The sequence below is a fragment of the Roseinatronobacter sp. NSM genome (assembly GCF_052379845.1).
Classification (GTDB): domain Bacteria; phylum Pseudomonadota; class Alphaproteobacteria; order Rhodobacterales; family Rhodobacteraceae; genus Roseinatronobacter.
On the sequence record NZ_JBQTCF010000061.1, the window covers coordinates 1 to 10,773 of the forward strand.

The 10,773-nt window shown below is 59.1% G+C and carries 9 protein-coding genes; 6 read left to right on the forward strand and 3 right to left on the reverse strand.

What is annotated here, in order from left to right; genetic code table 11:
- Window positions 1-24: 24 nt before the first annotated feature.
- Window positions 25-2,322, reverse strand: a complete 2,298-nt coding sequence (locus tag ACTZWY_RS19015) for a hypothetical protein (protein WP_444792286.1) — start codon at window positions 2,320-2,322, stop codon at window positions 25-27.
- 137 nt (window positions 2,323-2,459) lie between these two features.
- Between ACTZWY_RS19015 and ACTZWY_RS19020 the strand changes: the two genes are divergently transcribed.
- Window positions 2,460-3,140, forward strand: a complete 681-nt coding sequence (locus ACTZWY_RS19020) for a thiamine diphosphokinase (protein ID WP_444792287.1) — start codon at window positions 2,460-2,462, stop codon at window positions 3,138-3,140.
- Here ACTZWY_RS19020 and ubiB read toward each other — a convergent pair.
- A complete protein-coding gene (gene ubiB / locus ACTZWY_RS19025; protein WP_444792288.1) occupies window positions 3,137-4,666 on the reverse strand; it encodes a 2-polyprenylphenol 6-hydroxylase in 1,530 nt (509 codons plus the stop codon). The two genes, ACTZWY_RS19020 and ubiB, sit on opposite strands and share 4 nt — an antisense overlap.
- 2 nt (window positions 4,667-4,668) lie before the next feature.
- Window positions 4,669-5,421 carry a bifunctional demethylmenaquinone methyltransferase/2-methoxy-6-polyprenyl-1,4-benzoquinol methylase UbiE gene (gene ubiE, locus ACTZWY_RS19030; RefSeq protein WP_444792289.1) on the reverse strand — a complete coding sequence of 251 codons (753 nt, stop codon included), beginning with the start codon at window positions 5,419-5,421 and terminating at the stop codon, window positions 4,669-4,671.
- A gap of 103 nt (window positions 5,422-5,524) precedes the next feature.
- Here ubiE and mutM point away from each other — a divergent pair, with 103 nt between their 5' ends.
- The 5 genes from mutM to dnaN all read left to right on the forward strand — a co-directional run bounded on the left by mutM (window position 5,525) and on the right by dnaN (window position 10,751).
- Window positions 5,525-6,388, forward strand: a complete 864-nt coding sequence (gene mutM / locus ACTZWY_RS19035) for a bifunctional DNA-formamidopyrimidine glycosylase/DNA-(apurinic or apyrimidinic site) lyase (RefSeq protein ID WP_444792290.1) — start codon at window positions 5,525-5,527, stop codon at window positions 6,386-6,388.
- Window positions 6,389-6,451: 63 nt separating this feature from the next.
- Window positions 6,452-7,228 carry an enoyl-CoA hydratase gene (locus tag ACTZWY_RS19040; protein WP_444792291.1) on the forward strand — a complete coding sequence of 259 codons (777 nt, stop codon included), beginning with the start codon at window positions 6,452-6,454 and terminating at the stop codon, window positions 7,226-7,228.
- Between the two features lie 148 nt (window positions 7,229-7,376).
- Window positions 7,377-7,643 carry a 30S ribosomal protein S20 gene (gene rpsT / locus ACTZWY_RS19045; protein WP_444792292.1) on the forward strand — a complete coding sequence of 89 codons (267 nt, stop codon included), beginning with the start codon at window positions 7,377-7,379 and terminating at the stop codon, window positions 7,641-7,643.
- Window positions 7,644-8,178: 535 nt separating this feature from the next.
- The gene (gene dnaA, locus ACTZWY_RS19050) at window positions 8,179-9,528 is read left to right on the forward strand and encodes a chromosomal replication initiator protein DnaA (RefSeq protein ID WP_444792294.1); all 1,350 of its coding nucleotides are present in this window, start codon (window positions 8,179-8,181) and stop codon (window positions 9,526-9,528) included.
- Between the two features lie 104 nt (window positions 9,529-9,632).
- Complete coding sequence (dnaN, locus tag ACTZWY_RS19055; RefSeq protein ID WP_444792293.1) at window positions 9,633-10,751, forward strand: DNA polymerase III subunit beta; 1,119 nt, start codon at window positions 9,633-9,635, stop codon at window positions 10,749-10,751.
- Window positions 10,752-10,773 lie beyond the last annotated feature (22 nt).

Sequence of the window (10,773 nt, forward strand, 5' to 3'; positions counted from 1 at the left end):
CTTTTTCTGTGTTGCACCGCCGGATCACCGTGTTGCATATTTTCGGGCAGGCGCATCATATTCCGAACTTGGCGAAAGCTTGAACATTCCTGATTCCAGACGCTCCAGCCGTTCTTCGCGCAAGATGGTCCCGAACCCGCGCAACATGTCTTCGCGCGTAACGGTCTTGCCGTCATTATAGGCGAGAACATACTTGATCAGGTCCGCGCGCGAAAACTCTGGCTGCCCCTGCATGTGGGTAATATAGGCTGCGGCGGCTTCAATCTGTTCATCCAGAAGCCATGCGTCCACATCATCAGCGAATTTACGAAATGCAGCGAGCGAGGCAGGGGTGGCGGTGCTTAGAAACGCTTGGGGGGCTTGCGCGTCCACTGACGTTGCCACACGACGGGGCCGAACGCGCTGTGCGGGCACTTCCGGTTCGACGCGCTGTTCGGAAACCAGAACCAACGGCGCGCGTTCCGGCGCGCTGCGGTCCGCGCGGCGGTTTCCGATGGATGCAGGACGACGCGGACGCGGGCGCGCGCCGATCTTGTCCAGCACACTTTCATTTGCCGGTGCAATTTCCGCAGCGGGGGCCGGTTGTGCGTCAACACGCGGTTGCGCAACAACTTCGGCCACTGGTTCAGGCTTGGCTTCAGGCACGGGGACGGCCACGGGTTGCGGGGCTGGGGTGGACGCATGTTCAAGGGTTTGCGCAGCTTCTGCGCCTGACACCATTTGGGGGGCAATATCGGCCTGCGCGGTTTGACCGTCTTCCTGCACGGGTTGCTTGGCGGCGTTACGCGACAAGGCCAGTTCATGCGGATCGGGCATTCCGATATCTTCACGATACCTGTCAATCTCGCGTGCTTGGGCAATATCACGGCGGCGCGGCCCGGTTGCTTCTTCTTCGGCGCGGGTGGCCGTAACAGCAAGGCTAAGATGTTCAAAGGCTTCGCGCCGGCGGCGGGATTCAACTTCATTCAGCTGGCTTTTGGCTTGCTCCATCAAGCGGTCAGCAGTGTTTTCAGTGTTTTCGGCCAAGGCGTTCTGACGTGTTTTCATAAAGTTGGGGTGCTTCAGAACAACTTCTTGTTCAATCTCGGCCAGTTCCTGCACAAGCCCCTGTTCGTCGGCATTGCCAAGGCCGGTATCCCCCAGCACACTGCGAATCTGCGCGCGCAACTGCTCGATCGTGGCGCGTTCAACTTCGGCCTCGGCGCGTTGCTCAAGGGCTTGTTCCAGTTCGGTGTCAAAATCATCATCATCATAAGCTGAATATGCGTCGCTTTCAGCTTCTGGGTCCTGGGGCGTTTCGGGTTCAGAAAACACATTTTCGTGGTCAGCTAGCTGAGCATCTTCCTCATCAAACTCGTCTTCGTCGTCGCCTTCGGTGGCGTCATCAAAACTGTCCACATCGTCCCGTGGTGCGGAAGCGGGCTGTGCTTCGTCTTCGTCCAGAAAATCCTCGAACGCATCTTCGGGGTGTTCTACCGTGGGGGTGTGTTCCTGTGGAAAGTCGTCTTCATCAAACATGCCGGCATCTTCCCCGAAAGCGGGGGGTTCGGGCGGCTGGACCTGCGCGGGCGCCGTCGGGCGCATGTCATCAAAAGCATCAAGTTCGGCATCATCGAAATCGAATTCCGATGACAGCAGGCGGGCTGCATCTTGCTGGTCCTTGACAGCGGTGGGCTGTTCATCAGGCAAAACCTGCGCTGGCGCGGCGTCTGGCGGCGGGGCCACGTCCTGTTCCTGATGCTGCGCCAGAAACCGGCGTATTTCTTCGTCGCCTGCCGCTTGCGGCGCTTCATCGGGCTGCGCGCTGTCAGGTTCTGGTGGCAGCGCGTGCGTTTTTTCCTGCCCTTCGGCAAGGGCGACAGCGGCGCGAATCCGTGCCAGTTTTTCGCTGATTTCTGACGTTACACTTTCAGGCACAACGCTTGGCGCAGGGGCGGCGTCCCCTTCTGGCGGTGCGGGCGCTGGCGCAACATCGGCCATAGCGGGGCTTGGCGCAGCTGTGGCCGTGGCTGCAGGTGCAACGGCAGAAAAACCCAGCATTCCGGGGGGCGTGGCGACTGTTGGTCGCGCCTGAGGGCGCAGAACAATTCCGTTGTCCTGCACATGCGTTTCTACCCGCCGCTGGATTTCGCGTTCTGCAATCCGGTGCAGCATTTCCGCGTCAGGCGTTGGGGGTTCAGCACCGAAGTAACGATCATCCGCAGCCAGATCGCGGAAATATTCCGCGATTGCCTTCATCGTGCCGAAAGGTTCATCAAATCCTTCCAGCGTGCACGAGAAGGTGCCATAGGAAACTGTCAGTATTTTATTCGGGCCTACCATAACGACGCTCGCTTTTTACCTTACACACTGGCAAACTCGCGTATCACATGAGCGATTACATGGTCGGACTAGGGTAATTTGGTGATCTGATTATGGCCAACGCCCATAAACCCGCCATATTTACGAAGGTTAACAAAGTGACCGTCATTGTCCACTCTGAAGATGGGGTCACCCTTGCAGGGGGGGCAGGTTTTTCGGTTGCCGACCTGACCCTTGCCTTAACCATAGCCCCCTACCTTGTTGCTGCCGATGGCGGGGCGAATGTGCTGGCCGATTTGGGCCATATGCCTGCGGCCGTGATTGGCGATATTGATTCGCTGCGCGCCGATCTGCAACAGACATTGACAGACCGCATCCACCGCATCGAAGAACAAGATAGCACGGATTTTGACAAATGCCTGGCCCGGATTGATGCGCCCATCGTGCTTGCGCTGGGCTTTGCGGGCGCGCGGCTTGACCACACACTGGCGGCAATGTCATCGCTGGCGCGGTTCGGGTCATCACGCGTGGTCATGCTGTCGGAACATGACATCTGTTTTCTGGCACCACCGCGCCTGACACTGCCAACCCTTGCGGGGCAGCGCGTGTCCTTGTTTCCGATGGGCCAGTGTTCTGGCAGGTCCAGCGGGTTATTCTGGCCCATCGACGGGCTGGATTTTGCGCCAACGGGTGTGATTGGCACATCCAACAGGGCCATATCGGCACAAACCACACTGGAATTTGACAGCCCCGACATGCTGGTTATGTTGCCGCCGTCCCAACTGCGCGCCGCGATTACGGCCCTGATGGCAAGCCCCGACTGGCCGCGCCCCAGCTAGAGGAGTGCGCCCAAAGCCACGCCAGCGCCCACCAGCCCCGCGCCAAGGGCCGTCCACCAAAACGGGCTGGGTGCACGGGGCGGCGGGGCCGGTTTGCCGCCATTGGCCTGCGCGATCAGCGCATCTTCCACCAGACGCGGCAAGCGCGGACCGAAACGCGACAGGATTTTCGCAGTCAGCACCAGATCACGCGCCACGGCCTGCGGCCCGATATGGCCGCGGATATATTCCTCGACCACGGGTTTTGCGACATGCCACATGTTGATTTCGGGGTTCAGGGACCGCGCGACCCCTTCGACCACCACCATGGTGCGTTGCAACAAGATAAGCTCGGTCCGGGTTTCCATGCCGAAGCGTTCCGTCACATCGAACAGATAGGCCAGCAGCCGCGCCATGGAAATATGCTGCGCATCCATCCCGAAAATCGGTTCGCCCACGGACCGCAGCGCGCGCGCGAATTCGTCTATGTCGCGGTCGGCGGGAACATAGCCTGCCTCGAAATGCACTTCGGCCACGCGCCGGTAATCCTTGCGGATGAATCCGAACAGAATTTCGGCATAGGCCCGTCGCGTATAGGCGTCAATCCGGCCCATGATGCCGAAATCCAGCGCAATAATCTGGCCTGCGGCGGTCACCTTCAGGTTGCCTTGGTGCATATCGCCATGGAAAAACCCGTCGCGCAGCGCATGACGCAGGAACAGGCTAAGGATACGCACCCCCAGTTCGCGCCGGTCCAGCCCCAGCGCGTCCAGCGCGGCATTGTCGCCCAGCGCCACCCCTTCGGCCCAGTCCAGCGTCATGACACGGCGTGATGAATAGGCCCAGACAGGCTGCGGCACACTGAAACCCGCATCATCGGCGGTATTGGCCCCGAATTCCGCAGCAGAAGCCGCTTCCAGTCGCAAATCAAGCTCGCCTTCGACAACACTTTCGAAATGCGCAATCACATCCAGCGGGCGCAACCGGCGGGTAGACGGCAGCAACCGTTCAATCATGCCAGCGGCGAAATAGAACGCGTCAATATCGGTGCGGAACGCGCGTTCCACGCCCGGACGCAGCACCTTGACGGCAACCTTGGCGCCTGTACTGACCAGACGCGCGGAATGCACCTGCGCGATGGACGCCGCCGCGACAGGTTCGGACAGATCGGCAAAAATGCTGTCAACCGGCGCTTCCAGTTCCTCGGCGATGACCTGCATGGCCTGCGCGCGCGGAAAGGGCGGCAACTGGTCCTGCAAATACCGCAGCTGTTCCGCAAGTTCCGGGCCAACAACATCAGGGCGTGTGGCAAGTGTCTGGCCGAATTTGATATATGCAGGGCCAAGCGCCGTCAGCGCGCGCACCAGCGGCGGCTGGGCCGGGTCGCCCTTCAGGCCAAGAAACCGGAACGGCCAGCCCATGATGCGCGCCGCAAACCGCAACCGGGGCGGGGCGTTCATGGCTTCCAGCACCACTTGCATGGCGCCGGTGCGTTCAAATGTTGCGCCAGTGCGCACCAGACGCCAGAAATTATGTGGCCCGCGCATGACTAAATTTTCCAGCCGGAATGCAGGGCCGCAATGCCCATGGACAGGTTGCGGTATTTCACCTGTTCGAACCCTGCATCCCCGATCATCGACGCGAAGCGGTCCTGATCGGGGAATTTGCGAATGGATTCGACCAGATACTGGTAACTGTCGCGGTCATTGGCCACAACCTTGCCCATCACGGGAATCACATTGAAGGAATACAGATCATACAGTTTTTGCAGCCCGTCATTCGGGATCTGGCTGAATTCCAGCACCATCAACCGCCCGCCGGGACGCAGCACGCGGTAGGCTTCGCGCAGGGCATCGTCAATGCGGGTGACATTGCGAATGCCAAAGCTGATTGTATAGACATCAAAACTGCTGTCGGGGCATGGCAAGGCCATCGCATCGCCCACAGTCCAGTCCAGCGCATGGGACAGGTTTTCAGCCTCGGCGCGTTTCTGCCCCTCCAGCAGCATGGATTCGGTCAGGTCCAGCACGGTTGCGCGCGCGCTCTCGCCCGCACGGCCCAAAAAGCGGAACGCCACATCGCCGGTGCCGCCCGCCACATCCAGAAGCCGCTGTCCGGGGCGTGGGGCCAGCCAGTCCATCATCGCATCTTTCCAGACACGGTGAATGCCCATCGACATCAGGTCATTCATGACATCATATTTCGACGCCACGCGCGTAAAGACGCCATGCACCATGCCAGCTTTCTGGTCTTCGGCCACGGTCTGGAACCCGAAATGCGTTGTCTTGTCGTCCTGCGTCATGCGTTCTGCCCTTTGACTGCCCCTTGTGGGGGAACTGCTACACTCCTTATAGGGGAATGCGGGGGCGTGACAATGCGACCCTGCGACCAGTCTGGGGGGAACCATGCCCGAACTGCCCGAAGTGGAAACCGTGCGCCGCGGCCTGCTGCCCGCCATGGAAGGGGTGCGCATTACCCGCGCGGAACTGCGCCGCGACGGCCTGCGCTGGCCGTTCCCGCCCGATATGGCCGCCCGACTGGACGGGGCGCAAATTGTCGCACTGCGGCGGCGGTCAAAATACCTGTTGCTGGACACGGACCGCGACGACACGCTGATCATTCATCTGGGCATGTCGGGACGCATGATTGTATCGGGGCTGCAGGCCAACCATGCGCCCGGACAGTTCCATTTCGACCACCCCCCCACCGAAAAGCATGACCATGTGATATTTCACATGGAAAACGGCACACGCATCACCTTCAATGACCCGCGCCGCTTCGGGGCGATGGATATATGCACAACCGCAACGCTTGACGGTCATAAACTGATTGCGGGCCTTGGCCCCGAACCCCTGGGCAATGATTTCAGCGCGCCCTATCTGGCAAGCCGCCTGAAGGGGCGGAAAATGCCTGCGAAAGCGGCCCTTCTGGACCAGCGCATCATTGCGGGGCTGGGCAATATCTATGTCTGTGAAGCGCTGTTTCGCGCTGGCATCAGCCCCAGCCGCGCGGCAGGGCGCATCAGCGCGGCGCGCATCGAATCACTGACCACCGCGATTCGTGCCACTTTGCTGGACGCCATTGACGCGGGCGGTTCATCGCTGCGCGATTACCGGCAGGCTGATGGTGAACTGGGCTATTTCCAGCATGCATTTCGCGTCTATGGCCGCGAGGGCGCACCCTGTATGACACCGGACTGCAAGGAAAATATCCGCCGGATCGTGCAATCCGGGCGGTCCAGCTTCTACTGCGCGCAATGTCAAAGATGACTTGAACCCCTATGCCAAGCTGTTATGCCAAGATGCTGATTGCAACAAACAAGGTGCCGCCTCATGGCCTATGAAACGCTGATCGTCGATATTTCAGACCATATCGCACTGATCCGCCTGAACCGCCCCGAAGCCCTGAACGCGCTGAATTCCACGCTGCTGGGCGAGTTGGCACAGGCCCTGACCGAGGCCGACCGCAACGACAAGGTGCGCTGCATCGTGTTGACCGGGTCGGAAAAGGCGTTCGCGGCAGGTGCCGATATCAAGGAAATGGCCGACAAGGGCTTCGTGGACATGTTCCAGGAAGATTTCTTCGCGCCCGAAACAGAAGCCATGTTGCGCGTGCGTAAACCCATCATCGCGGCCGTGTCAGGCTATGCGCTGGGGGGCGGGTGCGAATTGGCGATGATGTGCGATTTCATCATCGCATCGGAAACAGCGAAATTCGGCCAGCCCGAAATCAACCTTGGGGTGGTCGCTGGCATTGGCGGCACGCAGCGCCTGACACGCTTTGTCGGCAAATCCAAGGCGATGGACATGCATCTGACAGGCCGGTTCATGGATGCCGAAGAAGCGGAACGTTCGGGCCTTGTCAGCCGCGTCGTGCCCGTCAAGAAGCTGATGGAAGAAACCATGGCCGCCGCCGCCAAGATTGCCGAGAAAAGCCAGATCACGGTCAAGGTGGTCAAGGAAGCCGTCAATCGCAGCTATGAAACCACCCTGCGCGAAGGGTTGCTGTTTGAACGCCGCGTCTTTCACATGCTGTTCAACACCGAGGATCAGAAGGAAGGCATGTCCGCCTTTCAGGAAAAGCGCACTGCGCAATTCCGCGACCGCTGAAGTTTCAGCTTTCCTTTTTGTGCGCGCTGGACTATACGCCGCGTCACATGCGCGTGGGCCCGCTTAAGGCAAGAAATGTCACCTGTCGTTGGACGGGTCGGGTTCATGGTGCAATAGAATTGAAACAGACCCGAAAGTAGACCCGCTTATGGCAAACACACCCCAGTCCAAAAAACGCGCCCGTCAGATCGAGCGTCGCACCGAAGTCAACAAGGCACGGCGTTCGCGCATTCGTTCCTATCTGCGCAAGGTCGAAGAAGCGATTGCATCTGGTGATCAGGCAGTGGCCGCCGCGGCGTTGCAAGCTGCACAGCCCGAACTGATGCGCGGCGTCACCAAAGGCGTGCTGCACAAAAACACCGCATCGCGCAAAATGTCGCGCTTGGCATCGCGCGTAAAAGCGCTGGGCGCCTGAACGCGACCAAACCCAAATCTATAAAAAGGCGCATGACTTGCGCCTTTTTTTATTGGCGCGGCGCTGGCAGCCTGCTGTCACCTACGCCCGCAATCGCGGCCCCGATCAGCACCCCGGTTCAGGTCAGCCTGTCCCATAAGGGCACATGCGAAACGGCGGCAGCGTGACCAGAAACAGACAGGCTTCGATTCTTTGCAACCGAAACGCTGTCAAGCACGATGTTCGGTTGCGAACTGCACAGCCAGATTGCTATGCATGCCGACATGAGAAGAATCTGTCCTGGGGGGGACGTTACGATGTGATGGCCGACAAATGTCGGGCGTATCTTTTATTGACGATGTTTCGGAACCAAGCCCGCCTTAGTGTTGCGGCTTAGGTCCTGACCCCTCCCGACCATGTAAAAACGCGCAGCAAAGGCGAATCGCCATGTAGCTGCTTTGATGCTGTGTAGTGCCCAGCGATCGATGTCGATGTGCTTGGCATGTTGCGATGTATGCTGATGAACGGGATGAACGAGAATGCGGGCTGGGGCGTAATGATAACAGAACACTGGGCACGGGTTTCAGCGGAACTGCGGTCCGAAATTGGCGAAAATAATCACAAAAGCTGGATAGAACCGCTGGAATGCGTCAGCCTGCAAGGCGGCGTTGTGGAATTCCGCGCCCCATCGCGTTTTGTTGGCGACTGGGTGAAGCGCAACTATCAGGACCAGATTTTCCAGCGCCTGCGGTCTGACAACCCCGCCATTGCACGCATTGAATTCAACGTGGGCACCCAGCCACGCAAGGCGCCTGCAACACCCTTGGCACGCCCTGCGGACGCGGCCGCATCACGCGACAACAACCTTCAGGGCGCGCCGCTGGATGGCAAGTTCAATTTTGACAATTTCGTTGTGGGAAAACCGAACGAACTGGCCCATGCTGCGGCACGGCGCGTGGCCGATGGCGGCGACGTCACATTCAACCCGCTGTTTCTGTATGGCGGTGTCGGGCTGGGCAAAACCCACCTGATGCACGCCATCGCATGGGAATTGCATGAAAAACGCCCCGACCTGCAGGTGCTGTATCTGTCGGCGGAACAATTCATGTATCGGTTTGTTCAGGCGCTGCGCGACCGCCAGATCATGGATTTCAAGAATCTGTTCCGTTCCGTGGATGTGCTGATGGTGGATGACGTGCAGTTCATCGCGGGCAAGGACAGCACGCAGGAAGAATTTTTCCACACCTTCAACGCGCTTGTTGACCAGAACAAGCAAATCGTGATTTCGGCAGACCGCGCGCCCGGTGAGATCAAGGAACTGGAAGACCGCATTTCGTCGCGTATGCAATGGGGGCTGGTCGTGGACCTGCACCCAACCGATTATGAACTGCGCCTTGGCATTTTGCAGCAAAAAGCGGCGCTGTTCGCGCAGACCTATGGTCCCGTGCGCATTGGGGACGGGGTTATCGAATTTCTGGCGCATCGCATCACCACCAATGTGCGCGTTCTGGAAGGGGCGCTTCAGCGGCTTTTTGCGTTTTCCAGCCTGATCGGGCAGGAAATCACCATGGATATGGTGCAAGATTGCCTGTCTGATATTTTGCGCACATCTGACCGGCGTGTGACAGTAGAAGAAATCCAGCGCAAAGTGGCCGAGCATTTCAACATTCGCTTGTCGGACATGCTTGGTCCCAAACGCACCCGCACCATTGCCCGCCCCCGCCAGATTGCCATGTATCTGGCCAAGGAACTGACATCGCGCAGCCTGCCCGAAATCGGGCGGCGCTTTGGCGGGCGGGACCACACGACCATTTTGCACGGTGTGCGCAAGGTGGAAGAAATGCGTGGTTCCGACAACCAGATGGCGGAAGATATAGACCTGTTGCGCCGCCTGCTGCAAAGCTGATTTGCATCGACGATAAAAACCCTTGTCCTGCCTTGTTTTTTGGCTAGGCTACGCCTCCCCAAGGCGATAAGTCAGGGGCCAAGGATACGCGAAGGGACAGGGGTATGAAGATCAGCATCGAACGGGCCGTTTTGCTAAAGGCCGTGTCGCAGGCGCAATCCGTGGTGGAACGGCGCAACACGATTCCCATTCTGGCCAATGTCCTGATCGAGGCCGAGGATGCGCAGGTCAGTTTCCGCGCAACCGATCTGGATGTGGAAGTCATGGACCGCGCCCCTGCAATGGTGGAACGCGCAGGCGCGACCACGGTTTCTGCTGTCATGTTGCACGAAATCATCCGCAAGCTGCCTGACGGCGCGCTGGTCGAATTGGTGGACGACCCGCGCACGGGGCGGCTGCAGATATCTGCAGGCCGGTCGAATTTTTCGCTGGCGACCCTGCCGAAAGAAGATTTCCCGGTCATGGCCTCCAGTGAGTATTCGGCGAATTTCTCGGCGCTGGCCAAGGATTTGCGCCGCTTGTTCGACAAGTCCAAATTCGCAATTTCAACCGAGGAAACGCGCTATTACCTGAACGGTGTGTATATGCATGTTGCCGAAGGTGAAAACGGGCGTGTTTTGCGCTGTGTGGCCACAGACGGGCACAGATTGGCCCGGATTGACGCCCCCCTGCCTGCCGGTGCGGAAAACATGCCCGGTGTGATTGTGCCGCGCAAAACTGTGGGCGAATTGAAAAAGTTGCTGGAAGATGACGACATGCGAATCGCCGTGTCGGTATCGGAAACCAAGGTGCGCTTCGCCACGCCCGATATTTCGCTGACATCCAAGGTGATTGATGGCACATTCCCCGATTATACGCGCGTCATCCCCACCCAGAACACCAAGCGGCTGGAAGTGGACGCCAACGAATTCGCGCGCGCCGTGGACCGGGTTGCAACAGTGTCATCGGAGCGGTCGCGCGCCGTGAAGCTGTCACTGGAAGAAGACAAGCTGACATTATCGGTCAACGCCCCCGATTCCGGCGCTGCCGAGGAAGAACTGATCGTGGCTTATGGCGATGAGCGGCTGGAAATCGGTTTTAACGCGAAATACCTGCTGGAAATCGCGTCGCAGGTGGACCGTGAAAATGCCGTTTTCCTGTTCAACGCCTCCGGCGATCCAACCTTGATGCGCGAAGGTAACGACACCAGCGCGGTGTATGTCGTCATGCCAATGCGGGTTTGACCCACACCCCACCGGACCGAAA